Genomic DNA, 24,424 nt, shown 5'->3' on the forward strand with positions numbered 1-24,424 from the left:
CATTTGCACGATGAGACTATCCAGGCTCCGAAGAACAGGGTTCGCACGGCGTCTGTCCGTAGTTCTCGTGACCTTTGGACTGACCACGGCCCTCCTCAGCGGAGCCGGTCAGGCACGGGAGTCCGCCAAGTCGTGGACCTCCGCGTTCACGGCATCCAACGGAACCACCTACACCGCCACCAACAATCTGGTCTCCGCGGCGCGCGGCCACGGGCGCGAGTGGCTGCTCGCGTGGGCGGGCCCGACGGACCACACGACACCCGACTTCCTCACCGTCATCGACGCGACACCCGACTCACCGCACTACGGCGAGGTCGTCAACACGGTGACGATGGGCCCGGGCAAGGGCAACGAGCCGCACCACATGCAGTACATGTGGCACAAGGGCGACCGGCTGTTCGCGGGCGGCATCCTCACCGACACGACGTTCGTGTTCGACACGAAGGCTCTGCCTGCCGTCAAGCTCGTCGGCGTGAACGTCCCCACGGACACCCCGTGCGGCACGCTGCCGGACGCCTACCAGGTGCTGCGCGACGGCACCGCGTACGGCACGTACATGGGCGGTCCCAACATCACCGGGCCCTGCACCTACACCAACGGTGAGGTACGCGAGGGCAACGGTGCCGCGGGCTCGCCCGGCGAGATCGTCTACTTCGGCAAGGACGGGCAGACCGTCTCCGAGATCCCCGCGGCCGTCAAGGGCGGCGAGGACCCGGTCCAGTGCGGCAACGTACCGGTGCTGAAGGACGCGAGCTGCGCCAACCCGCACGGCATCGCCGTCCGCGAGGACATGAACATCATGGTCGCGAGCGACTTCGTCGAGGCGCGCAACTTCGTGACTCCCGAAGTGGAGTTGCGCGAGGACCTCGCCCGGCAGACCGTCCGCGTCTGGGACATCAGCAACCGGGCCGACCCGAAGCTGAAGTCCGTCACCAAGGTGCCGGACGGCCCCAGGCTCGCCCAGGAGAAGGACCCGATCTTCGGTGAGTCCCGTGTCCTCATGGAGACGGCCCTGCCCAACAAGCGGGGGCACAAGGGCGCGTTCGTCTCCTCGATGACCGGCGGCGCGGTGTTCTACACCCCGGACATCACGGCCGCGGAGCCGAAGTGGAAGGAGGTGCTGGACGACACCACGGCGTACCAGACCTTCGCCCCCGACGGCTCGGTGACCGGTGGCGGCGACAACTCGAGCTGGCTGGCCGTCAGTCCGGACGACCGTTATCTGTTCCACACGGTGATGGGCGCGTCGAAGCCGTACGGAGAGCCGCTGGACCGGACGACCGGCATGGTCTACGTGCTGGACATCCAGAAGCTGCTCGCCTCGGGCAACAGCCCGCAGTGCTCCATCGACAAGCTCACCGAGGCCTACCAGGGCGGCGCCGAGAGCGACTGTCCCGGTCTGGTCGGCACCGTCCCGATCCGGGACACCACCGACGGTGGCCCGCACTGGGGCGCGATGGACAACTTCCAGAAGGGGAAGGACGGCACATACCGCGAGGCCACCCAGGTCAAGCGGATAGCCACCGCCAACTACTTCCTGGCCGGCGCCTTCGGCGGCGACGGCGACCACCGGGTGTGCATGTTCACCCTGGGAGGCAAGGCGGGCATCTCCATCGACAAGCGGTTCCGTGACGAGGTGACCGGCGAACCCTGCGTCAGCTTCAACCGGACGTCGTGGCCGCACGGCGACACCGGGAACGCGCGGCCCCACGGTGTGCTGTTCGTCGTGAGCGACGGCGTACTGCGGTGAGCAAGCCCTTTTCCATCCAGATGTCCGCGGCGGCTGCCGGCCGCCGCGGGCACCTGGCCCAAGCCGCGCAGGACTTCGGGCCGTTGTACGGCGTTCTGCTGGGCGCGCTCGTCCTGACGGGCGGGATCGGCCTGATCATGCTGCAACTGCGGTACGGGCGACTGCGCCGCCGACGCACCGTCCTCGCCTCCTTCGCCGTCATCGTGGTCACGTCGGTGCTGGTGGGAATGACGGTGTCGCACGACTCGGGTCCTGCCGTCGCCCGTACACCGGGTGTACCCCTGCTGAGCACCGCCGCGTTGGGGGCGCAGCGGGTGCCGGTCCTCGTCGTGCCGAACCGTCCCGGGTTCAACCTGGTGGGCGTCGCCGCGGACGGCGCGTCCGCCGGCACCGACCCCGGGCGGCTCACCGCCGGCCGGCGGTACAGCGGATCGGAGCGGACCTGGGTGGGAGTCACCCTCGGGGCCGGTGAACAGCGGCTGTACGTCTCCGCGAACGGCGTCTCTGCCGCGCTGGACGTCGACACGGGCCACGAACCGGCCGCCGAGTCCGCCACGCTGCGCGGGACCGACGGCCCCGAGTGCGCCGCCGCCGCTCTGGGTGCCCTTCTCGCGGGCAGCGAACGGCCCTGGTCGGCGTGTCCGGCTGACCGGCTCGCCGCCGCCGACACCGCCATGCTGCGGTCGACCGTGCACTTCCTGGCGGCGCGCGGGACACGGTCCGTCGCCCTGCGCTCCGACGATTCACCCCGTGCGCGGGCCGCCGCCGCGGTGGTGCGCGAGGCCGCGACCCGCGAGAGGCTCAGCGTCGTGGCCCCAGGCAAGGGCGCGCCTCCGCTGCTCGTGGTCGCGGACTGGGCGGTCGCGGAGACCCAGGTCAAGGATGTGGCGGCGGGCCGGGTCAGGGCCGAGGGCACCTACCTGGCGCCCTGGCTGCTCTCGCCACCCGTGCTCGGCCCCAGCGCGGGCCAGATCATCCCCCTGCGCTACGACCCGCGGGGCCCCGCCGCCGAACGGTATCTGTCCGCGCTGGCCGGACGGTTCCCCGGCGAGCTGCCCAGCGCCGCCGGTTACGAGGCCTGGCAGCGGCAGCTGGGCGGCGACTTCGCCCCGACCCTGCTGTACGCGGCGGCCGAGGTGTACATCCCGGGCATGCCCTCGCACCAGCACTCCAAGGGTGCGGACTGGCTCTCCAGCGGAATGATCACCCCGGTCTCGGGGCCGCTGAGGCAGCCCACGCCATGACGACCCGGAGCCCATTGCGATCCACGGCCGGGAAGAGGCCGGAGAAGGGCAGTTCACCATGACGGACACGGCGCCGACGCCGCGCGCGGCGCGGGCGAGGCGCGAGGGCTCGCGCGGCGAGGGCCAGTGGGCCCACGGTCTGCGCGAGCCTCTCAACAAGAACGAGGAGATCAAGAAGGACGAGGATCCGCTGCGGGTGCGGGAGCGCGTGGAACGCGTCTACGCGCATCACGGCTTCGCCTCCATCGACCCGGACGACCTGCACTCCCGGCTGCGCTGGTGGGGGCTGTACACCCAGCGCCGCCCCGGCATCGACGGCGGGCGCACGGCCGTCCTCGCCCCCGAGGAACTGGAGGACGAGTACTTCATGCTCCGCGTCCGCGTCGACGGCGGGCGTCTCGACCTGCGCCAGCTCCGTGCCGTCGCCGACATCTCGGTCCGCTGGGCCCGGGGCACCGCCGACATCAGCGACCGTCAGAACATCCAGCTGCACTGGGTGCGCATCGAGGACGTCCCCGAGATCTGGCGTCGGCTCGAAGCGGTCGGGCTGTCGACCACGGAGGCGTGCGGCGACTGCCCGCGCGTCGTCGTCGGCAGCCCGGTCGCGGGCGTCTCGGCGGACGAGGTCCTCGACGCCACCCCGGCGATCGAGGAGATCACCGCCCGCTTCATCGGCGACCCCTCGCTGTCCAACCTGCCGCGCAAGTACAAGACGGCGGTGAGCTGGCTGCCCGACATCCCGTACGAGATCAACGATTTGGCGTTCCTCGGCAGCGTCCACCCCGAGCACGGCCCGGGGTTCGACCCCTGGGTGGGGGGCGGCCTGTCCACCGCGCCGAGGCTCGCCGAGCGGCTGGGCGCCTGGGTGGCGCTGGAGGACGTACCCGAGGTGTGGGCGGCCGTGACCCGGCTGTTCAGGGACTACGGCTACCGGAGGCTGCGCGGCCGCGCACGGCTGAAGTACCTGGTGGCCGACTGGGGTGTGGAGCGGCTGCGCAAGGTGCTGGAGGAGGAGTACCTGCACCGTCCGCTCATCGACGGACCCGCCCCGGTGCTGCCGCCCGCGCCCCTCGACCACATCGGCGTCCACCGGCAGCGCGACGGGCGGTACTTCGTCGGCGCCGCCCCGGTGGCCGGCCGGGTCTCCGGCGAGGCGCTGACCCGGCTCGCGGACCTCGCCGAGGCCCACGGCTCGGCACGGGTCCGGCTCACCCCGTACCAGAAGATCCTGGTGCTCGACGTGGCCGACCCGGCCTCGCTCGTCGAGGCGCTGCGCACCGTCGGTCTGGAGGCCGAGCCGTCGTCCTGGCGGCGCAACACCATGGCCTGCACCGGCATCGAGTACTGCAAGCTGGCGATCGTCGAGACCAAGGAGCGGGCGGCCACCCTCATCACCGAACTCGAACGGCGGCTCGCCGGGGAGTCGTCGGACATCACCGTCAACGTGAACGGCTGCCCCAACGCCTGCGCGCGGACGCAGGTCGCCGACATCGGGCTCAAGGGACAGCTCGTGACCGACGCGGACGGCACCCAGACCGAAGGCTTCCAGGTGCACCTCGGCGGTGGCCTCGCCCTGCACGACGGAGCGGACGGGCGCTTCGGCAAGAAGCTGCGCGGCCTCAAGACCACGGCGGCCGGACTGCCCGACTACGTCGAACGCCTGACACGCGCCTACCTGGCGGGCCGTACGGACGAGAACGAGACGTTCGCCGAATGGACGGCGCGCGCCGGGGAGGACGAGCTGAAGTAGACCGATATGCACCTCGGCATGCGGCCGAGGTGCATATCGAAATGGCCGTGGACCGCACCTGAACATTCCGAACTCTTGCCACAGAGAAAGGACGGGCCGTGCGGATCGAACTGCTGGGGCCTCTGGAGATAATCGACGAGGACGACATCCACTTCCGCATACCGGGCGAGAAACTCCGCACCATCGTCGCGGCACTCGCCCTGTCGAGCGGAAAAGTCGTCTCCCGTGACGAACTGATCGACGAACTCTGGGCGGAAAGGCCGCCCAGGGACGCGGTGAACTCGCTGCAGGGCCATATCGCGCGGCTGCGCCGCATTCTCGTCACCCGGATCGGCAGAGAAAGCCTGCGCGGGGTCGTTCAGACCACACCGGCCGGCTACCGCCTGCAGCTTCCCGCCGACCACATCGACGCCCTGCGCTTCACCGCGCTCGTGGAATCCGCGGCGCCCCTGCTCGAAGAGGATCCCGGCGCGGTCATCCGAACGCTGAACAGCGCGCTCGCCCTGTGGCGGGGACCCGCGCTGTTCGACACCGGGCAGGGGATGATCTGCCGGATGGCGTACACGCACCTGGAGGAGAGCCGGCTGATCGCGCACGAGCGCAAGATCGACGCCCAGCTCGACCTCGGTCTCCACCAGACGGTCATCCCGGAGGCCGAGCGCCTCCACATGCGCTACCCCCTGCGCGAGCACTTCTGCCGGCAGCTGATGGCGGCGCTGTGCCGCTCCGGCCGTCAGGGCGAGGCGATCAACGTGTACAGCCGTACCCGCCAGCGCCTGGTGCGTGAGCTGGGGATCGAACCCTCACCCCAGCTCAGGAGGGTCTTCCGCGAGATCCTCTCCCAGACGTGACCTCCGGTTCCCGAGTGTGGTCGGCGACGCGGGCGCCCCTGTCCTCTCAGGCCCGCCCGAAGACGAGCACCGCGTTCTGGCCGCCGAACCCGAACGAGGTGCTGACCGCCAGCTCGCCCGTGAGGTCACGGGGCGCCTTGGCGACGATGTCGAGTTCGACCGCCGGATCCAGGCTCTGCAGGTTCGCCGTGGGCGGCACGAGCCGGTGTTCGAGGGTGAGCGCGGTGACGGCCGCCTCGATGGCGCCGGCCGCCCCGAGAGAGTGGCCGACCACGCCCTTCACGGACGTGACCGCCGGACCGTCGCCGAGCACCCGGCGCAGCATCCGGGCTTCCGTGACGTCGTTGAGAGGGGTGGCGGTGCCATGGGCGTTGACGTGGCTGATCTCTTCGGCGCCGACTCCCGCGTCGGCCAGCGCCGTGCGCAGCGCCAGTTCCGCGCCGCGGCCGTCCGGATCGGGAGCCGTGGCGTGGTGGGCGTCGGCGCTGGCGCCGTATCCGGTGATCAGCGCGTGCACCGCGCCGCCGCGGGCCCGCGCGTCCTCCGGCCGCTCCAGAACCAGCACCGTCGCTCCCTCGGCGGGCACGAATCCGTCCCGGTCCACGTCGAAGGGGCGTGAGGCGCTCGTCGGCGACTCGCGGCGGGCGGAGAGAGCGCCCATCTGGCTGAACCCGGAGACGATCGAGGGGATCAGGCAGGCCTCGGTGCCGCCGGTGATGACGACGTCGCAGGTGCCCGCGCGCAGCAGCTCGCGTGCCGTGCCGATGGCGGTGGTGCCCGACGCGCAGGCGGTGGACGTCACCAGGTTGGGACCCCGGGCCCCGCACTCCATGGCGATGTAACCGGCCGTCATGTTCACCGCGAGCATCGGAATCAGCATCGGGGAGACCTGGTCGAAGCCCTGGTCGAGCAGGACGTGGTGCTGCTTCTCCCAGGTGGCGGCTCCTCCGATGCCGCTGCCGATCACCACGCCGACGCGGGCCCCGTCCCATACGGCCGTGTCCAGGCCCGAGTCGGCCAGCGCCTCGGCGGCGGCGGCCACCGCGAACTGGCTGCTGCGGTCGAGGCGCCACGCCTTGCGTCGGCCCAGTGCCTTCGCCGGGTCGAAATCCGGCACATGACAGCCGAAGTCGGCCCGGGTGCCCGCCAGCGCGGGCACCTCGCTCGCCTCCGTCGTCTCGCCCCGCAGGATGCGCGTCCAGGAGGCGGCGGTGCCGATGCCCGCCGCGGTCACCATGCCGATCCCGGTGACCGCGGCGGCGAACGGCGGCCTGGAGTCCGGCATCAGCGCGTCACTCCCGGCTGCTCGGCCAGCTTCTTCTCCACCATCGCCGCCGCGTCGGCCACGGTGGCGTCCAGCTCCAGCTCGTCGTCCTTGATGGGGACGCCGAACTCCTGCTGGGCGGCCAGGCCCAGTTCGACCAGGGCGAGCGAGTCCACCTCGAGGCTGCGGAACGTCACCTCGGGCGAGATCTCGTCGGCCTCCAGACCGCAGACCCGCACCAGCAGGGCGATCAGGCGATCGCTCGTGTCACTCATGGGATGTCTCTCCTCGGTTTGTCCGTCGTGGTGTGCGAAGTGGTCGGTGGTGTACGAGCGTTGCGAACGGTCGGTGTCAGTACGGCTCGACAGCCGGCCAGCGGACCGTGCAGGCGCCCCAGGTCAGCCCGCCGCCGAACGCGGTCATCAGCACCCGGTGGCCGGGGCGCAGCGTGCCGCCCGCGACGGCGTCGGCCAGGGCCAGCGGCACGGAGGCGGCGGAGGTGTTGCCGACGCGGTCGAGATGGATCGCGCACCGGTCCCGGTCCAGGTCCATCCAGTCGGCCAGGGCGTGCATGATCCGTACATTGGCCTGGTGGGCGACCAGCAGGTCCACGTCCGCCACCGACCAGCCCGCGCTGCGCAGGGCCCGCTCCGAGGACTCGGCCATGGATTCCACGGCGTGGCGGAACACTGCCTGGCCCTCCATCCGGAAGTAGGGGTCGCTCCGCTCGGCCGTCGCCGGCCGGAACGGGTCCCGGGAGCCTCCGGAGGGCACCCGGATCAGGTCGTCCGCCGATCCGTCGGAACCCAGCTGGAACCGGCCGAGCGCACCGGGCTCGTCGGGCCGGCCCGCCCGCAGGACGACCGCCCCGGCTCCGTCGCCGAAGATGGCCCGGGTGGAACGGTCGGCCGGGTCGAGGATGCGGGAGTACGCGTCCGCGCCGATGACCAGGACGGAGTCCGCGGACTCGGCGGCGATGAACCCGGCCGCCGTCGCCAGCCCGTACAGAAAGCCTGTACAGACGGCGGCTACGTCGAACGCGGGCACCGGGCCCAGCCCGAGGCGGGCCGCGACGCGCGGCGCGGTGGCCGGGATCGGATGGTCGGGAGTGGCCGTGGCCAGCACCACCGCGTCCACCGCTATGTCCGACGCGGACTTCAGCGCCCGTGCCCCCGCCTCGACGGCGAGGTCCGAGGTGGCGAGGCCCTCGTCGATGATGTGGCGGGCGCCGATGCCGGTACGCGCGCGGATCCATTCGTCGGAGGTGTCGAGTTCCCTGGCGAGCTCGTCGTTGGTCACCGCCCTCGGTGGCAGCCAGGAACCCAGCCCGCACACGACCGCGGCGCGAGCGGTCACAGGGCTTCCTCGAGGCCCATGTACGCGAGTCGCGCGCGCTGCATCGAGTCGGCCCACTCGTGCGCGGTCCCGGCCCGTTCCTCTGCCGTGGTGTCGATCAGCCGCCGCCCCGGCCAGACCTCGTAGTCGCCGACCAGTTCGCCGTGCTGTTCCAGCCCTTGCTGGAACAGCTGCTCGCGGCGCATCACCAGATCCTGCGAGGGCAGCTTCTCCCACAGGCCGTACCCCTCCTGGATCAGCTCCAGGATGCGCGGCTTGTCCTCGGGGTGGCGCAGCAGATGCTCCCGGGCGATGGAACTGCCGACGGTGAGGTGGCGGATCTCGTCGATGCCGGCGCCGCGCTCGATGTCGGCGGCCGCCGGGTCGAACACCCGCCACTTGCGCTCGCTCAGCTCCGCGGAGGGGGCGAGGACACCCTCGACGAGCACCGTGAGGATCACGACGCCGCCGATGAAGTCCCGCCGGTCGCGCAGGGCCCGCAGGCCGAACTCCTCCAGGGGTACGAGGACGCGCTCGCTGTCGGCGCCGGCCAGCCGGTCGATCGCCGGCCACAGGTCGTCCTCGGCGATGCCGAGCGACAGCAGATGGCGGCGGAAGACCATGGCATGCCGTGCCTCGTCGAGCAGTTGCGTCGAGTAGAACTCCAGCGACGGGTTGTCGGGGGCGACCGCCACCATGTAGGCGATGGCGCGGGTGGCCTTCTCCTCCGCGATGGAGCGGAAGGCCAGCTCCTGGCTGAGCGCGCTGTTCAGCGGTCCCGGCTCGGTCATCACCGGCGACGGGCGTACGTCGTCGGCGTGGCCGAGGGGGTGGCCGCGCAGTGTGCCCTGCGGCACGGACCGCAGCCAGTAGCGCAGATCGCAGGATTCGGCGGTCAGTTCCAGGGTCATGGCGCCGTCGACCAGCGACGGCGCGTTCTCCCAGTCGGCTTCGGGTGGCGTGTTGGACACGGTCATCGATCCCTTTCCGCGGGCAGTGGTCGGATGGCGGCCCGGCCGGGTCGCAGCTCGTCGGCGAAGTTGACCAGCGGCGTTCCGCCGTCCTGTGAGCCGCACAGCACCCGGGCGAAGATCACCCGGTGGTCGCCGACGGCGGTGCTGCGCAGGACGTGGCACTCCAGCCAGGCGACGGCGCCCTTCAGCCGGGGCACCCCGTGCGAGCTGAGGCCGGCCCAGGTCTCGGACGGCAGCTGGGCCAGGCCCCGGGGGCGCTTCTTCGAGGCGAAGTGGTCGGCGAGGAAGGCCTGTCCGGCGGCGAGCCCGTTGACGACGAAGCGGTCGCACGCCAGCAGGGTGCGCAGCCCCCGGCTGTCCTCCCGCAGGGCCACGGAGACGATCGGCGGCTCCATGGACGCGAGGGCCACCGTGCTCACCGTGACCCCTTCGACCGTCTCGGGGTCGCCGCAGGTCAGCACCGCGACGCCGGTCGCCAGACGGCGTACGGTGGCGCGCGTCGCGCCGGCCGTGCCGTCGGTGCGGCGTTCCGCGGCGAGGGTCTCCCTCATGAGGTCCTCGCATCCAGGTGCGCGGCCACCGGGGGAAGCCGGTCCCCCGTGTCCTCGAACGCGGTACGGAAGCGGAGGTATCCGGGGTCCTCGACCGGTTCGAAGGGCAGCCGGAAGCTCTTGAGGAAGTTCCCGAACAGCGCCCGGTCGCCGAAGAGATGGATCGGCAGGGCGAGCAACGCCCACTCGGCGCCGAACGCCCAGATCCACACCAGCGCCACGAGGCCCTCGGTGACGAGGCTGTGCATGACGTTGTAGAGCACGTAGTAGACCTTGGAGATCTCCTTGGTCGTACTGCGGTGGTAGGCGATCGCGCCGGGGATGTAGCCGATCAGGTCGATGTAGAGGAACAGGCCGATGAAGGCGGGCCAGGACACGTCTCCCAGGTGGGTGAAGAACAGCACGCTGGCCACCACCAGGCCCAGGCCGTACTCGGCGCGGTGGAGCTTCGAGGTGGTCGGCGTCTCGAAGAGGTTCTTGGCGTCCATCAGCGCGCGCCTCCCACCGGTCCGGCCACTTCCAGAAGCGCGGCCAGCGCGTTGGCCACGGCCTCGTCGCCGATCACCACGGCGCCCGGGAACAGGCCCCGGATCACACGGGCGATGGTCTCCTTGAACACCCGCTCCGCCACCGGGTCGAGGATCCCGGCGAGCGAGGGGATACCGAAGTCGAACGCGGTGTCGAAGGAGATCCGGCAGCCGTCGCCGTCGGCGGTGACCGCCCAGGTCCCGGAGAACTCCTCGAAGTCGCCGTCGACCTGGGCGAAGACGATGGTCAGCGCGGCCGGGTCGAACCGGTCGGTCTCCGTCCAGCGCAGGATGCCGTTGCGGAAGTACACCTCCCAGTCGCTCGACTCGTCCGTGTCGCTGGTACGGCGGACCGTCACGGACCGTACGACGTCGACGAGGTCCGGGTACGCGGCGAAGTCCTTCACCCGGGCGAAGGCGGCCTGAGGACTCACCCCCGGTACGCCGAGGGTCACATGAGCACTACGCATGGCCGACGCCACCTTCCGATGAGAGTGAGTAGGCGGAGGCCTGCCTGCCGCAGGCGCGGTCGAAGGCCTCGTACAGGAAGTCCATGTCGGAACGGGACAGCACGGCCGGCGGGGTGAGCCGCAGGACATGGTCCGAGTTGAGCGAGTGGTTGGCGATGACTCCCTGTTCCACGAGTTCGATCAGCAGGTCCCCGGCCGCGCCGGGCCGGGCGAACTCGAAGCCCAGCAGCAGGCCCCGGCCCCGTACCTCGCGCAGCCCGTCGCCGTAGTGGCCGTGGGCGATCTCCCGCAGCCGGACGAGCAGTTCGTCGCCGAGCACCCGGGCCCGCTCCACGAGACCGTCGTCGTGGATCGCGGCGAGCGCGCCCCGGGCCGCCGCCATCGCGAGCGGCGCCCCCGAGAACGTCGAGGTGTGCAGATACGGGTCACGGTCGAAGACCGCGAACGCAGCCGGGGTGGCGACCACGGCCGACACCGGGACGATCCCGCCGCTCAGTCCCTTGCCGACGAGCAGCGCGTCCGGGGTGATCCCCTCCATGTCTGCACCCCACCAGGCACCGAGCCGGCCGAGACCGGTCTGCACCTCGTCCAGCACGAAGAAGGCGTCGTGGCGGCGGCACAGCTCCTGCACCCCGGTGAGGTAGCCGTCCGGTGGGATGACCACACCGGCCTCGCCCTGTACGGGCTCGACCACGACACAGCACTCGCCCGGATGCCGCAGAAGTGCCTCCTCCAGGGCCGTGGAGTCGCCGTACGCGACGTGCTCCACGTCCGGCAGCAGCGGGGCGAAGGGGTCGCGGAAGAGGTCACGGCCGGTCAGGCTGAGGGCGCCCATGGTCTTGCCGTGATAGCCGTTCACGGTGGCGACGAGATGCCGTTTGCCCTGGGTGCGGGCCATCTTGATCGCGCACTCGACGGCCTCGGCGCCCGAGCCCGCGAAGTGCACCCGCTCCAGGCCGGGCGGGGCGACCGCCACCAGCGCGTCGGCGGCCAGCGCGGCCTGGGGCTCCAGGAACACCCGGGTCGCGACCGGGTGCCGGTGCAGTTGCTCGGACACGTACCGCACCACCGTGGGGTGCCGGGCGCCCATCAACAGGACTCCGTAGCCACCGCAGTTGAGGAACCCGCGGCCTTCGGAGGTGAACACCCAGGAGCCGCGCGACTCGGTCTCGATGTGCCCGCCGAACATCTCCCCCAGGACGGCCCGGCCCTTGTTGAGGCGGCGCCGGTAGAGCCGGCCCAGTTCCTCCCGGGACAGGGGTGAGCGGGTGCCGGTGCCGACGGCGCCGGTCGGGGAGGCCGCCGGGGGCGTGAGCGGTGCGGAGGCTCCGGGAGCCGCGGGCTCGGTCGGGGCCGGTGACGGTGACGGTGCGGACGTGAAGGAGGCCGAGGAGGTGGTCATCGCCGGCCTCACGCGATCCGCAGCGGCCGGCCGGACATGTGCTCCAGCAGCGGCCCGGCGACGCTCGACCTGGACGGCGGGTGGAACGACAGCCCGTGCGAGGCCGCCGCCAGATAGGCGATGTCCGGCGAGCCGATGAACGCCATCCCGCCGAGCAGTTCGACGGCCTGGTGCACGGACTCCGCCAGGGCGTCCTGCGCCGCGTACCGCGCGATCAGCGACTTGGTGAGCGCCTCGTCGCCGGTCTCCTCCTGTTCGATCATCCGCGCCATGCCCTCCAGCAGCAGCGCCGCGCTCTCCAGCCGGCAAAGGAGCCGCGCCCGCTCAGAGTCGGTGCCCCGGCCGCGCTCCACGACGCGTTCCACCAGGGCGCTCGCCATCCCCAGGTACGAACCGGAGATGAGGAGCTCGAACCAGATGAACCCGACCGTCTGGAGGCTGTCCATGGCCCCCGCCTCGGCCTGCTCGGTCCGCATGAGCTGCTGCTCGCTGATGAACACGTCCTCCAGACGGAGCTCGTCGCTCTCCGCGCCCGCGAGGACGGTGTTCGCCCAGAACGGATGCACCGTCAGGCCCTCGACGCCCTTGGGTACGAGCAGGACGGCCGAGGTGTCCTCGCCGGGCACCGCCACACTCGCGGTGAGCAGGTCCATCGACCGGGACAGACTGCACGGCTTCTTCGCACCGTTGATCCGGTAGCCGCCCTCGACGACGGTGGCCCGCATCGTGGGCGTCAGGATGCCCTGCGCGGTGCGGCCCTCCGCGAAGCCGGAGGCGACCAGCAGATTCTGTTCCGCTATGCCTTCCAGCAGGGCCCACTCCGCACCGCCGGCCTGCAGGCTGTCGGCCAGGGTGAACAGGGTGGCCACGGAGAAGTGGTGCATGGTCGTGGCCACGGCCAGCGACGGGGCCGCCGCGCCCAGGGCCCGGGTGACCTGCAGCGCCTCCCGGGGGCCGGCGCCGGAGCCGGCGTAGGTCTTGGGAATGACCAGTGAGGGTCCCCCGTGACCGCGGAACAGGGCGATGGCGGGAGACTCCGGGGACTCCAGTTCGGTCAGCGGCGACTCGCCGAGTTCGGCGAGCAGCCCGGGCATGAATTTCTCGCACGTCTCGCGCGCGGCATCCAATGGGCGCATGGCAGCTCTCTCGTAGTGCGCGGACGGGGTGTTCAGCACTCTCGCCGGTCCATGGCGCGCCAGGCACCGAAGACCGCGTCCCGGGGACGCGACCCGGTGCTCACGCTGAGCCCCTGGACGTGCGAGGTGCGCAGGATCGGGTAGTTGGCCTCGCCGAAGACACCACCGGTCAGTCCCGTACCGCCGTGCGTCGGCAGATAGGGGAGGAATCCGATGTGTGAGTCGTTCACCTTCAGAATTCCGCCGGTGGTGATCCGGGTGACGAATTCGTCCACGACCGCGCGGTCCGTGGCCCATACGGAATTCCGCAGGCCGTAGGCGTTCGAACGGACGAATTCGATGAAACTGTCGATGAGTTCGGCGTCCGGTGCGGGGTCCGCGACCACGATCGGGATCAGCGGGAAGAAGGTTTCGTCGCGTACCGCGTCGATCTCCCGGGCGTCCGTCAGTCCGCGGACCACCACCACCGTGGGCTCCAGGAAGATGCCCGCCGCGTCGCGGGTCTCGTCGATCTGCATGGCGTGCCCGCCGCAGGCGATTTCGGCGCCGTTCTCCACGGCGTCCCGCAGGCAGGCGAAGAATTTCTCGTTCCTGAGGACCGGCGTCAGGAGGACGTCCTCCTCCCAGGCGTATCCGGGACGGATGTGGCCGACCTGGCGGACGATGTTCGCTATGAGCTCGTCGGCGACATCCGGGTGCACCAGCACCTGATTCGGAATCATGCAGAGCTGTCCGGAGCCGAAGAAGCTCTCCGTGACCGCCTCCGCGGCCAGTTCGAGATCGGCGTCCTTCCACACCACGACGGCGTCGTTTCCGGCCAGTTCCAGAATGGGCTTCTTCCCGGCGGCGATGCATCGTTCCTCGAAGGTGATGCCGTTCTCGCTGCTCCCGAAATACATGATGTCGTTCACCTTCGGGCTCCGCAGCCAGGCGGCGAGCATGGGCGCCGGGTCGCCGCAGACCACGTTCAGGGTGCCGGGCGGGGCACCGAGCTCATCCAGGGCCGGGACGACGATCTCGTGCAGGACGTACATCGCCCCCAGCGGGGCGCTGCGCGGCGCGCGGACCACGAGGGAGTTGCCCGCCATGATCGAGGTGACGCCCAGCAGCGTGCTGGACAGCGGCGCGTTCTGCGGCGGGTTGAGGCACACCACACCGTCCGGGAGCCTGCGCACAGCCAGTTGGCGGTCGCCCTGCCGGAACTCCTGGAGCATCTGCGACCGGTAGAAACTCAGCGACTGCGGCCCGAAGCAGTCGAGCATGCCCGACACCTGCCAGCGGGCCAGCGGCAGCGGATGCCCCTCGTCGACCAGGACGTCCACGATCTCCTGGGCGCGTTCCACGATGCGCCGGTGGATCTGACGGCCCAGCTCGGTGAGCCGCACGTCGAGCGGGAAGGCGGCCCAGCGCGGCGCGGCCTCGGCCGCGGCCTCCACGGCCCGCTGGACGGTGTCGCGGTCGGCCTTGGCCACTTTGCCGACGATGCTGCTGGGCAGTTCCGCGGGCTCCGACAGCCCGCGCTCCAGCTTGCGTTTGAGGCTGAGGCTCGCGAACGCGTCGTCCAGCAACGCGTCGGCGCCGACGACATAGACCCACTCACCGCCGTCCAGGCATTCTCCGTTCACATAAGACCGGTACGTACGCAACCGTCGCGCGGAAATCCCGCCGCGCTGCCGGCCGGCCGGAGCGGACAACTGAACGCTGGTCACCCCAGGTCCCCCGCCTTCTGTAGACCAACTTCGACTTTTCGACGGCAACCTTCGCCAAGACCTCTGAGAAAGCGCTGAGACGGTCCTGAGACGGTTGTTTCAGTCGGCTTCACGGCCCCGCTGAAAGAGTTCCGTGCGTTCCTGCAGATCGTTGAAGGGCGGTGCGGTGAATCGATCACGGATGCGGCGGACGGTGACGCCCATGGCGGAGACGAGCGGCGATGATCTCTCCCAGCTGGTGTCCATCGTGGAGAAGCACGCGGACAACCCGAGCGCGTTTCTCGCGCTCAACGAGGGGAATCAGCACTTCCGCGACGGGGGCGGCGACGGTTTCATCGTCTACCGGCGTTCCGGCCGCTATCTCGTGCAGTTCGGCGGAGTTTTCGCCGCCCCTGGACAACAGGCGTCCCTGCTGCGCGCCTTCCGTTCCTTCGCGCGTGACGAGCGCCGCACGATCGTGGGGATCCAGCTGCAACGCGAGGATCTCGGCCTGTTCCACGAAGAAGGCTTCACCATCAATCAGGTGGGCTCGTCGTATTCCCTGGAACTCGCCGAATTCAGCCTGCGCGGTTCGAAGTTCATGAAACTGCGCAACAAGATCTCCCGCGCCAGGCGCAGCGGTCTGACGGTGACCGAGACGGACTGGGAGGCGTGCGCGCGGGACATCGAACGGATCGACAAGGCGTGGCTGCGTTCCAAGGGCCGGCACGTCAAGGAGATCGAGTTCCTGGTGGGCCAGCTCGGCGGCCCCGCGCAGAAGTACCGCCGGCTCTTCGTCGGCACGTTGGACTCCGCGCCGGTCTCGTACATCTCCTACAGTCCCGCCCACGGCGGCCGACCCGGCTGGCTGCACGACCTCAGCAGGCGGCTTCCGGACTCCCCGCCGGGGGTGATGGAGGCCGTGAATCTGCACGCGGCGGAGACTTTCGTCAAGGAGGGCGCCGACTGGCTGCACTTCGGCTTCACCCCGTTCACCGGTCTCGACCCGGAGCACGAACCGGCCGGGGCGAGCAAGCTGACGGGACGGTTCATGCGGCTGCTCGCCGAACACGGCCAGGCGGTCTACCCGGCCTCGACCCAGCTCGCGTACAAGGAGAAGTGGGGTCCGCAGGTGGTACTGCCGGAGTATCTGGCCTTCGAACGCGGCGCCAGTTTCGGGGCGATCTGGCAGATCCTCCGGGTCACCAAGTCGGTGTGAGGAGGCGGCGTCACGGGCGACCGCCCGACGCGAAATCGTCGTACGGACGCTCGAATTCACGGGGTACGGTGCACCCGCCGGACCAAAGGGTGCGACAAACGGGGGAAGAATGCGTGTGAAGACCGCGCTGCGGCGCGAAGAAAGCGATCCGCACTGTCTGAGTACCACGCAGGCGGAGGTCAGTCTGACGGGGGCGCCCTGGCGGCGCTTCCTGGTGATCGGCGACGAGATCGCCGACGGACGCGGGGAGCCCGCCGAGGGCTACGGCCACGACGGCTGGGCGGACCGGGTGGCCGCGGCGCTGCGCCGGGTCCAGCCCGGCCTCGCCTATCTCAACCTGGGCAGGAAGGGCCGGCTCGCGGCCGAGATCCGGTCCCGACAGCTCGGCCGCGTACTGGAGTTCAAGCCGGATCTGACGGCGCTGATGTGCTGCGGCAGGGAGCTGGCGCGCGAACCGTTCGACGCGGACGCCGTGGAGGCGGAGTTCGACCGGGTCGTGGCACCGCTGCGCGACAGCGGGGGCGATGTGCTGATGGTGAACTGGTTCGACATCACCCGCGGCAATCCCCACAAGGACGAGGCGACCGAGCGCTTCAGGCTCCGGCTGCGCGAACTGGCCGAGCGCAAGCAGGCGGTGGCCCTCAGGCACGGCGCGATCTTCGTGGACCTCACCGCACATCCGGCGGCCTCCGACCGGGACGTGTTCGGCGCCGACGGCTGCGCCCCCACCATGCGGGGCCATGCCGTCGCGGCCGCCTCGGTGATCCGCGGGCTGGGCGCCCATCTCGCGGCCGCCGCCGACGCCTACCGGTGAGCGTCCGGCGACGGGCGGGACACCACTCAGGCGTTGGCGAAGGACGAGAAGAGCTGACGGAACTGGCGCAGGGTGGCCTCGAGCAGTTCGTCGGCGTCGCCGTCGGCGTGGGCCAGGGCGACCGCGCTCTCACAGGCGGCGCCGTGCACCATCGAGGCGACGGCCGCGACGTCCGCGCGGGAACGCTCCTTGCCGAGTACCTGACCGAGGCCGTAGGCGATCATGCGCCGGCAGTCGGAGCGGATCGCCCGCATCTCCGCCCAGCCCAGCGCCCCCGGCGCGTCGATGAGGGTGATCCGCTGGGTGCTCGGCTCCATCGACATGACCAGGAACTCGCGCATGCCTTCGTACAGACCGTCCCAGGGGTCCTCGTGGAGGGTGAACGTCTGCGCGATCGCGCTCGACAGCCGGTTCTCCTCCGCCTCGTAGACGGCGCGGAAGAGATCCCGCTTGTTCTTGAAGTGGTGATAGAGCGCGCCCTTGCTCGCCCCGATCTCCTCGCAGATCGCGTCCAGCGAGGTCGCGGTGTACCCGTCTCTGGCGAAGAGCCCGCGCGCAGCGGCGAGCAGCTCGTTCGTCGTCGTCCGAGAACGTTCTTCCTGCGATCGGCGCACCCGCTGCTGACTGCCCACTTGCCCTCCTGACCCCCCGAAACGCCCCACCGTTCGATCTTAGCGTCTCCCCCTCGTACCGAGAGTTCACCGATCCTGGGTTTCATAGACATACCATCGGTTGGAATGTAACATCACGGCCGCAGGGCGCCAAGCCTGGGACCAGGCCTGCGGCACGCCCCCGTCCCTCTGGCCGTATCCGGCAAGGAGGTCATCAGCCATGCACAGCCCCGCACCTCCCGGCGTACAGGTCCCCGCGGACCGGTGGGAGCTGCTGCTCCCGCACCGGGAGCGCATCCACCGACTCGCGAGGTCCCGTCTCTCGGGGAACCAGGAGGCCGAGGACTGCGCGCAGGAGGCCCTGATACGCGCGGCGACCTTCCGCGACCTCGACGAGAGCAGGGTCGGCCCCTTCCTCACCACGGTGACCCTGCGGCTCTGCACCGACATCCACCGCCGCGACGAACGCGCCCGACGGCTGTTGCGCGGCCCCTGGGCCGAGGTCATGGCGAGCCCGGAGGAACTGATCTGCGCGGCCCAGGAGGAGGCCTGGGCGCTGGAGCAGGTCGACCGGCTCGCCGGCCGGGAACACCAGGTGATCGTCGCCCGCCTCAACGGCATCAGCACCCGCGAGTTCGCCAGTCGGCGCGGGATCTCCCTCAAGGCGGCCGAGAGCGCCTTCACCAAGGCCCGGGCCCGACTGCGCCGCTGGTACGAGGAGGCGTTGACGGGCTGAGACGACGGCTGGAGGCGGATGTGCCGCCGGGCGTCGACCGGAGCGCCGGCATCTCGCGGGCGTGCGGCCGGCCGGACCGCGGCACGTTGGATCACGACACGTGGGGCGGCGGGAGATGGGGAACAGCCCGGGTGACGGACCGGCGGACACCGCACGCTCACGTGGTGGTCAGCTCCAGCGCCGCGTTCAGCAGCTTCGTGACCTCATGGGCGGAGGCCGACTCCAGCCCGGCCATCGCGTCCGCCGTGTCCGCGGTTCCCCCGCTGCCGAGGAACTTCTCGCGCACCAGGGAGGCGGCCGGTGGCCCGCCCACCGCTCCCACCGGAATGTCCACCTTTCGACGGGCCGACCGGCCGTCGCGGAAATCGAGGGTCACCCGCGCTCCCGTGACCTTCCGCGCGGAACGGAAGTCCTCGCTCGGCGCCTCCAGTTCGCCCACCAGATCGACCAGCCACTGCCCGTCGTCCTTCCACCGCGCGCCGAAGGGCCGCAGCCACTCGGCGGCCCGCGGGCCGGCCTGCCGAAGCGCCTCCCCGAAGGGAACCTCGCTGTGGAACAGGTCGTGGGTCATCCGCTCGTCGAGGCGCGTACGCACCAGCTCCGCGAGCCGCCACCGCTCCTCGTCCGCGACCCCCGGCGCGGAGAAGTCCTCGGTGGTCAGCTCACCGGTGAGCAGGACGGTCGCGAGCAGGTACGGCAACGCGAACACCAGCGCGCTGACCGGCGAGTCGGGCCCGCGCAGGTACACGCCCGCCTGGGCGTTCACCAGCGCCGTGTACAGCGAGGTGTCCACGGTGATCGCGGTGACGTCCCCCGCCCGTACCGGCCCCAGCTCCCGGTGGAGTTCGAGTCCGCAGTCGACCGCCGCGTCCATGCCCGGCCCGCCGGGGTGCACCTTGAACGACGTCGTGTGGGTGTGCCAGCGCTGCCCGAGCCCGGCGGTCACCGCCCCGGGCAGCGGCACGGTGGAGAACCGGGACAGGAAGCCCTCCGGATGCTCCAGGATCTCCGCGCTGCCCGCGAAGCCCGCCGCGGCGGCGTCGCACGCGTCCAGCCCGACGGAGACGGGTGTCGAGGCGCTGAAGACCTTGGCGTCACCGCCGAGGAACCCGATCGGCACGGTGCGCGGCGGCAGCCCGAGGCCGAGGCCGATCGCGTCGACCCAGCGCCGCGCGGGCGCGGTCTCCCCCCGCAGCCGCCCGGCGACGGCGCCGATGACATGAGTGAACGTGGCGCTCTGCCCGCGGAAGGGCCCCAGCGTGGCCGACGCGGTGACGCGCGCGGCGCACTCGTTGGCCACGATCACCGAGGTCAGCAGCGCACGCCCGTCCAGCTCCTGACTCTGCGCGTAGGCCATGGGTACGGCCACGGTCGAGTTGGACAGATGCCCGGCGAACGCGGTGTCGTCGAAGTGCAGCCACGAACCGAGCCCGGCGAGCACGAAGGCCGCCCGGCGCGGATCCGGCTGCAACGGCGGCCCGAAGGCCCCGGTCAGCTTCCGGCCCAGCGGATGCGTCGCGCCGATACGCATGGCCGCGCACTGGGACAGGATCTGCAGTTTGGCGATCTCCACGACATCCGGCGGTATCTCCTCGAACCGCAGAGCGTGGGCCCATTCCGCGAGTTCTTCGGTGAGGGTCATCGGTCTCCTTCACGACTGCCGTATCACGAAGCGGCACCTACGACGGTCTCCATACGCCGCCCTGCTTCTTCCTGGTTACGCCGCGAGAGCCGCGAACCCTCGCAACCAACGGAAATTCCCGGGCTCGGGAAACGGAACGCGCACTTACTCAGGGGCGTACCGCAGTGGGCGCGTAAGACAGTCGACAAGCACACGGCCGTCACCCATCGGCCTCTTACCGCGACCGCCACGGGCCGAATTCCCGGAAAGGAACCACCATGCTGACTCCGCAACAGCCCACCCGAATGCAATCGGGGCTGCCCAGCGACACCGCGTATCTCACCGCGCGCGCCCGCGCCGCCGACGCGGTCGTCGAACCCGGGCGCCGCCTGCTCGACGACCGCTTCGCCTCGCTGTTCGTCAGCGAGCCCCCGCCGCCCCGGACCTCCCAGGAGGCGATCGCGCGGCTGACCGCGCTGGACTCCGCGCACGGCGGTTTCATCGCCGAGATCCTGCTGCGCCAGCGGTTCTTCGAGGACCAGCTGATACGCGCGGTCGCCACCGGCATCCGCCAGGTGGTGCTGCTCGGCGCGGGCTACGACACCACGGCGCTGCGGATGCCCGGGTACGACCGGCTCCGCTACTTCGAGGTCGACCACCCCGCCACCCAGCGCGCCAAGCTCGAAACGCTGGTGGAGGCGGCGATCGACGCCCCGTCGGTGACCTACGTACCCGTGGACTTCGAGGCGGGGGACTCCCTCGCCAAGGCCCTCGTCGACGCCGGCTTCCAGACCGGCCGGCCGTGCGTGGTGGGCTGGCTGGGCGTCACCTACTTCCTGCGCCGCGACGCCTTCGAGCGCACCCTGCACCAGCTCACGGACCTGTGCGCACCCGGCAGCGGCCTCGTCTTCGACTACATGGACGAGAGCGTCATCGACGGCACCACCCCCTACGAGGGCGCCCTCGCGATGGCCCGCAAGGTGGGCGCCCAGGGCGAGCCGTACGTCACCGGCATGACCCCGGACACCGCGTCGGAGGCCGTACGCGAGGCGGGCTTCTGGCCCACCGAGGAGGTACGGGTCCCCGAGCTCGTACGGCGCTACGCCGGCGCCGATCCCTACTGCAAGGACGACGACTTCATGGGCCTGATCGCGGCCGAGCGTGCCGCGCGGGAGAACGGAGAAGCAGTATGACCACGACCGAAGGACCCACCACCGAGGACGCCGACCCGCACGTCCTCTCCCCCGGGGACGCCGACCGGTTGCTGAACAAGGCCCCCTGGACACGCTTCGCGGTCATCGGGGACAGCCTCGCCGAAGGGCTCGGGGAGTCCTCCCCCGGCTACACGGACCTGCCCTGGGCGGAGCGGGTCCTGGAGGCGCTGCGCCGGGGCAATCCCGGCTTGGAGTACCTGAATCTGGGCGTACGCCATCTCAAGGCGGCCGAGGTGCGGACGGGACAGCTTCAGCAGGCGCTGGACTTCCGTCCCGACCTCGCCTCGGTGGTGTGCGGCGGCAACGACATGCTCGCCCGCGACTTCTCGGCGGGCTCCGTGGAGGCCGAACTCGACGCGATGGTCCGGCCGTTGCGCGAGAGCGGCGCCGATGTCTTCGTCTTCACCATCCAGGACATCACCAAGGTCTTCCCCGAGCAGCTCGGCGGCGGAGGCCTGAGCGGCCGCATCCAGATCTTCAACGACCAGGTGCGCAAGGTGGCCGAGCGGCACGGCGCCCTCGTCATCGACATGTGGTCCCACCCCACCAGCAACTCCCGCACCGTCTTCAGCGCGGACATGCTGCACGCCTCGATGCGCGGTCACGCCGTGCTGGCATCAGCGGTGTTCGCCGAGCTCGGCGCGCATCTGGCGGCGCTCCACAGCCGCTGAGAGGGCCGTGTCAGGGAGATCTCAGAACGCCCTGGCACCTTGGAGATGTGCACCGAACCGCAAGCCTTCGAGGCAAGCGCTTCGGTGTACGAGGAGAGATTCCCGTAGCGGCCCAACGGGGACCGGGAAACATCCCGGGTCGGGGCTTCAACGCCCTCGCAGGTTCGAATCCTGCTCTCTCCGCCGCTCCGTCGTCATGTCCGGTCCTCTGCCCGTCGAGATCCGAGGAGAGCAGGCATGCAGTCAGACCGGTGGGCGGACTCCGGTGTCCTGATCACCAACCCGCTCGCCGGGGCGGGACGCGCCGACCTCGTCGACGCCGGCACCCTGACCCGGTGGTGCGCGGAACTGGTCGGGGACCTCACGGTGGTCGAGACCCGGTACCGCGGTCACGCCGAGGAGATCGCCACCAAGGCCGCCGGCTCCGGCGCCGACCTGGTGATCGTGGCCGGCGGCGACGGCACCACCCGCGAGGTGGCCTCCGGACTCGTCCGCGCCGCCGATGAGCGGCCCGAGGCGGCCCTGCCCGCGGTGTTCTGCGTGCCGGTCGGGACCGCGAACTCCTTCTACCGCGAGATCTGGTCCGACCGTCCCTGGCAGCGGACGCTGACCGAGGCCCTGTCCGGGCCCGCCCGCCAGGTGCGCCACGTCGATGTGGCACACCTGCGGGAGAGCGGCACACACGCCCTGCTCGGCACGGGAACCGGCGTCGTCGCCGATGTCCTCGCCGCCGCGAACCGCCTCACCGGCCTGGCCGGCCGTGACCGCTACCGGCAGGCGGTGGCCGACGTCGTGGCGGCGCACAGGCCGTATCCCGCGCGGATCACCGTGGACGGCGAGGTGGTGCACGAAGGCGCCGTCCACCTGACCAACATCGGCGGCGGCCGGTACCGCGCCGGGCAGTTCAGGCTGATGCCGCACTCCGTCCTCGACGACGGGCTGCTGGACCTGTGCGCCTTCGACGGCACCTGCGACCTGCTCGAACTACTGAACCTGACCCGTGAGGGACGGCACGTCGAGCGCCCCGGGGTGATCTACACCCGGGGCCGGCACTTCGTCGTGGAGCGCACCGACGGCGCGCCCCTGTCCCTGGAGTACGACGGCGAGATGGCGGACGGGGAGCGGTCCCGCTGCACAGTGGGTCTCCTCGCCGGTGTCCTGCCGTTTCTCGCACCGCCGCACCAGGCGTGAGCCGGGGAAGAGCGGCGGGACCCGGATACGGAGGAGAACATCATGCACGGTGCCGAGCGCACCTCCGACGAGCGGTGGGTGCTGCCCACGGCAGGCGACACCTACTTCACCTGGAAGTACGACGAGGGCCGTGACCGGCTGCTGAACCTGTACCAGAAGGGCAAGGACAAGCAGTGGGACAGTTCGGCGCGCATCGCGTGGGAGACCGAGGTCGACCCGTACGACGCGCTCGGCACCCCGGAGAACACGCTCGCCCTGTACGGCTCCCGGCAGTACGCGAAACTGAACGAACGCGAGCGGCAGGAAATGCGCCGCCACATGGCGTCCTGGGAATTCAGCCAGTTTCTGCACGGTGAACAGGGGGCGATGATCTGCTCGGCGCGGATCGTCGAATCGGTGCCCGATCTCGATTCGAAGTTCTATGCCTCGACCCAGGTGATGGACGAGGCACGGCACGCCGAGATCTTCTCCCGTTTCCTCAAGGAGAAGATCGGTATGGAATACCCGATCAACTCCCACTTGAAGAGCCTGCTCGGAGACTCCCTCTCGGATTCGCGCTGGGACATGCCGTATCTCGGAATGCAGGTGCTGATCGAGGGCCTGGCGCTGGCGGCCTTCGGCATTCTCCGGGACAAGACGAACAAGCCGCTGCCGAAACAGATCCTCGCCTACGTCATGCAGGACGAGGCCCGGCACGTCGCCTTCGGACGGCTCGCGCTTCGGGACTACTACGCGCAGCTGACCTCCAAGGAGAGGGCCGAGCGCGAGGAGTTCGTCGTGGAGGGCTGCTATCTCATGCGGGACCGCTTCCGGATGCAGGAGGTCTGGGAGAACCTCGGCTTCGACATGGCGGAGTGCATGGAGTACATGGACAAGGGCCCTCGCATGCAGGCGTTCCGTTCACGTCTCTTCACCCGGATCGTCCCGTGCGTGAAGGACATCGGGCTGTGGGGACCCGCCGTCAAAGCGGCGTACGAGGACATGGGTGTCCTCGACATGGCCAACAGCGACCTGCTCGCCCTGATGGCCTCGGACGAGGCGCAGGCCGAACGGCTGGACCGGGAGCGTCGCGAGGAGCGCGAGCGCGAGGACCGCGAACTGGCGGTCCGTGTCGCCGAGGTGGACGCGGCGATCGCGGCGGGGGCCGGCGATACGGCGGAAACGGGCGGTGCGGCGCAGACCGGCAGTACGACGTGAGGTGAAGCGCGTTCCCTGAGTCGAGACCCTCCAACCACCCCTCGGGCCCGCGCTCCAGGGGGCCGAGGCCGTCCCGTCCGCCCCTCGGGTTCGTCCCAGCTCGCCGCCCGTCCGGCCTCCGCGAGGACCCCCGCTCCCGGCTCGTCGGCCCGGGAGCGCAGACGACCCGGTCGGCTCCGCTGCGTGACAACCCGATTGACGCCCGAGC

23 protein-coding genes and 1 tRNA gene are annotated in these 24,424 nt (G+C 70.6%); 12 read left to right on the forward strand and 12 right to left on the reverse strand.

Annotated features, from left to right (window positions below; all coding sequences use genetic code 11):
• The first annotated feature begins 67 nt into the window (after positions 1–67).
• The 4 genes from ABZX90_RS25030 to ABZX90_RS25045 all read left to right on the forward strand — a co-directional run bounded on the left by ABZX90_RS25030 (position 68) and on the right by ABZX90_RS25045 (position 5,595).
• A complete protein-coding gene (locus tag ABZX90_RS25030; protein ID WP_355208212.1) occupies positions 68–1,750 on the forward strand; it encodes a hypothetical protein in 1,683 nt (560 codons plus the stop codon).
• Positions 1,747–2,994: a hypothetical protein gene (locus ABZX90_RS25035; RefSeq protein ID WP_355208215.1), complete on the forward strand. Its 1,248-nt coding sequence runs from the start codon at positions 1,747–1,749 to the stop codon at positions 2,992–2,994. Before ABZX90_RS25030 ends, ABZX90_RS25035 begins: the two co-directional genes overlap by 4 nt.
• Positions 2,995–3,052: 58 nt before the next feature.
• A complete protein-coding gene (locus ABZX90_RS25040; RefSeq protein ID WP_355208218.1) occupies positions 3,053–4,744 on the forward strand; it encodes a nitrite/sulfite reductase in 1,692 nt (563 codons plus the stop codon).
• A 98-nt stretch (positions 4,745–4,842) separates the two neighbouring features.
• Positions 4,843–5,595, forward strand: a complete 753-nt coding sequence (locus tag ABZX90_RS25045; RefSeq protein ID WP_351129691.1) for an AfsR/SARP family transcriptional regulator — start codon at positions 4,843–4,845, stop codon at positions 5,593–5,595.
• A gap of 46 nt (positions 5,596–5,641) precedes the next feature.
• Here the strand turns inward: ABZX90_RS25045 and ABZX90_RS25050 are convergent, their stop codons facing one another.
• The 10 genes from ABZX90_RS25050 to ABZX90_RS25095 form a co-directional block, all read right to left on the reverse strand.
• Positions 5,642–6,880, reverse strand: a complete 1,239-nt coding sequence (locus ABZX90_RS25050) for a beta-ketoacyl-[acyl-carrier-protein] synthase family protein (RefSeq protein ID WP_351129689.1) — start codon at positions 6,878–6,880, stop codon at positions 5,642–5,644.
• Positions 6,880–7,134 carry an acyl carrier protein gene (locus ABZX90_RS25055; RefSeq protein ID WP_351129687.1) on the reverse strand — a complete coding sequence of 85 codons (255 nt, stop codon included), beginning with the start codon at positions 7,132–7,134 and terminating at the stop codon, positions 6,880–6,882. Before ABZX90_RS25055 ends, ABZX90_RS25050 begins: the two co-directional genes overlap by 1 nt.
• Before the next feature lie 76 nt (positions 7,135–7,210).
• Complete coding sequence (locus tag ABZX90_RS25060; RefSeq protein WP_351129685.1) at positions 7,211–8,215, reverse strand: beta-ketoacyl-ACP synthase III; 1,005 nt, start codon at positions 8,213–8,215, stop codon at positions 7,211–7,213.
• Positions 8,212–9,171, reverse strand: a complete 960-nt coding sequence (locus tag ABZX90_RS25065) for a VlmB-like protein (RefSeq protein ID WP_351129683.1) — start codon at positions 9,169–9,171, stop codon at positions 8,212–8,214. The genes ABZX90_RS25060 and ABZX90_RS25065 overlap by 4 nt, the downstream gene beginning before the upstream one ends.
• Positions 9,168–9,719: a flavin reductase family protein gene (locus ABZX90_RS25070; protein WP_355208225.1), complete on the reverse strand. Its 552-nt coding sequence runs from the start codon at positions 9,717–9,719 to the stop codon at positions 9,168–9,170. The genes ABZX90_RS25065 and ABZX90_RS25070 overlap by 4 nt, the downstream gene beginning before the upstream one ends.
• Positions 9,716–10,207 carry a hypothetical protein gene (locus ABZX90_RS25075; protein WP_355208228.1) on the reverse strand — a complete coding sequence of 164 codons (492 nt, stop codon included), beginning with the start codon at positions 10,205–10,207 and terminating at the stop codon, positions 9,716–9,718. Before ABZX90_RS25075 ends, ABZX90_RS25070 begins: the two co-directional genes overlap by 4 nt.
• Positions 10,207–10,716, reverse strand: coding sequence for an SRPBCC family protein (locus ABZX90_RS25080; RefSeq protein ID WP_351129674.1), 510 nt, complete (start codon positions 10,714–10,716; stop codon positions 10,207–10,209). Before ABZX90_RS25080 ends, ABZX90_RS25075 begins: the two co-directional genes overlap by 1 nt.
• Positions 10,709–12,118 carry an aminotransferase class III-fold pyridoxal phosphate-dependent enzyme gene (locus ABZX90_RS25085; RefSeq protein ID WP_355208231.1) on the reverse strand — a complete coding sequence of 470 codons (1,410 nt, stop codon included), beginning with the start codon at positions 12,116–12,118 and terminating at the stop codon, positions 10,709–10,711. Before ABZX90_RS25085 ends, ABZX90_RS25080 begins: the two co-directional genes overlap by 8 nt.
• A gap of 8 nt (positions 12,119–12,126) precedes the next feature.
• A complete protein-coding gene (locus tag ABZX90_RS25090; RefSeq protein ID WP_351129670.1) occupies positions 12,127–13,254 on the reverse strand; it encodes an acyl-CoA dehydrogenase family protein in 1,128 nt (375 codons plus the stop codon).
• A gap of 32 nt (positions 13,255–13,286) precedes the next feature.
• Positions 13,287–14,879, reverse strand: a complete 1,593-nt coding sequence (locus tag ABZX90_RS25095; protein WP_351129668.1) for an aldehyde dehydrogenase — start codon at positions 14,877–14,879, stop codon at positions 13,287–13,289.
• 286 nt (positions 14,880–15,165) lie between these two features.
• Between ABZX90_RS25095 and ABZX90_RS25100 the strand changes: the two genes are divergently transcribed.
• Positions 15,166–16,161, forward strand: coding sequence for a DUF2156 domain-containing protein (locus ABZX90_RS25100; RefSeq protein WP_351129665.1), 996 nt, complete (start codon positions 15,166–15,168; stop codon positions 16,159–16,161).
• A 109-nt stretch (positions 16,162–16,270) separates the two neighbouring features.
• Positions 16,271–16,975, forward strand: coding sequence for an SGNH/GDSL hydrolase family protein (locus ABZX90_RS25105; RefSeq protein WP_351129663.1), 705 nt, complete (start codon positions 16,271–16,273; stop codon positions 16,973–16,975).
• 26 nt (positions 16,976–17,001) lie between these two features.
• On the opposite strand, the gene ABZX90_RS25110 is transcribed toward ABZX90_RS25105, so the two are convergent.
• The gene (locus ABZX90_RS25110; protein WP_351129661.1) at positions 17,002–17,607 is read right to left on the reverse strand and encodes a helix-turn-helix domain-containing protein; all 606 of its coding nucleotides are present in this window, start codon (positions 17,605–17,607) and stop codon (positions 17,002–17,004) included.
• A 199-nt stretch (positions 17,608–17,806) separates the two neighbouring features.
• Here ABZX90_RS25110 and ABZX90_RS25115 point away from each other — a divergent pair, with 199 nt between their 5' ends.
• Positions 17,807–18,322, forward strand: a complete 516-nt coding sequence (locus tag ABZX90_RS25115) for a sigma-70 family RNA polymerase sigma factor (protein WP_351129659.1) — start codon at positions 17,807–17,809, stop codon at positions 18,320–18,322.
• Between the two features lie 157 nt (positions 18,323–18,479).
• Here ABZX90_RS25115 and ABZX90_RS25120 read toward each other — a convergent pair whose 3' ends face one another.
• Positions 18,480–19,964: an MmgE/PrpD family protein gene (locus ABZX90_RS25120; RefSeq protein ID WP_355208237.1), complete on the reverse strand. Its 1,485-nt coding sequence runs from the start codon at positions 19,962–19,964 to the stop codon at positions 18,480–18,482.
• A gap of 257 nt (positions 19,965–20,221) precedes the next feature.
• Between ABZX90_RS25120 and ABZX90_RS25125 the strand changes: the two genes are divergently transcribed.
• The 5 genes from ABZX90_RS25125 to ABZX90_RS25145 all read left to right on the forward strand — a co-directional run bounded on the left by ABZX90_RS25125 (position 20,222) and on the right by ABZX90_RS25145 (position 24,216).
• Positions 20,222–21,136 carry an SAM-dependent methyltransferase gene (locus ABZX90_RS25125; RefSeq protein ID WP_351129655.1) on the forward strand — a complete coding sequence of 305 codons (915 nt, stop codon included), beginning with the start codon at positions 20,222–20,224 and terminating at the stop codon, positions 21,134–21,136.
• Positions 21,133–21,828 carry an SGNH/GDSL hydrolase family protein gene (locus ABZX90_RS25130; protein WP_355208240.1) on the forward strand — a complete coding sequence of 232 codons (696 nt, stop codon included), beginning with the start codon at positions 21,133–21,135 and terminating at the stop codon, positions 21,826–21,828. The genes ABZX90_RS25125 and ABZX90_RS25130 overlap by 4 nt, the downstream gene beginning before the upstream one ends.
• Positions 21,829–21,920: 92 nt before the next feature.
• Positions 21,921–22,011, forward strand: a tRNA-OTHER gene (locus ABZX90_RS25135).
• Between the two features lie 54 nt (positions 22,012–22,065).
• Positions 22,066–23,019, forward strand: a complete 954-nt coding sequence (locus tag ABZX90_RS25140; protein ID WP_351129650.1) for a diacylglycerol kinase family protein — start codon at positions 22,066–22,068, stop codon at positions 23,017–23,019.
• A gap of 42 nt (positions 23,020–23,061) precedes the next feature.
• The gene (locus ABZX90_RS25145; RefSeq protein ID WP_351129648.1) at positions 23,062–24,216 is read left to right on the forward strand and encodes a diiron oxygenase; all 1,155 of its coding nucleotides are present in this window, start codon (positions 23,062–23,064) and stop codon (positions 24,214–24,216) included.
• Positions 24,217–24,424: the final 208 nt, after the last annotated feature.

Source organism: Streptomyces sp. NPDC002935 (assembly GCF_040611295.1).
GTDB lineage: Bacteria > Actinomycetota > Actinomycetes > Streptomycetales > Streptomycetaceae > Streptomyces.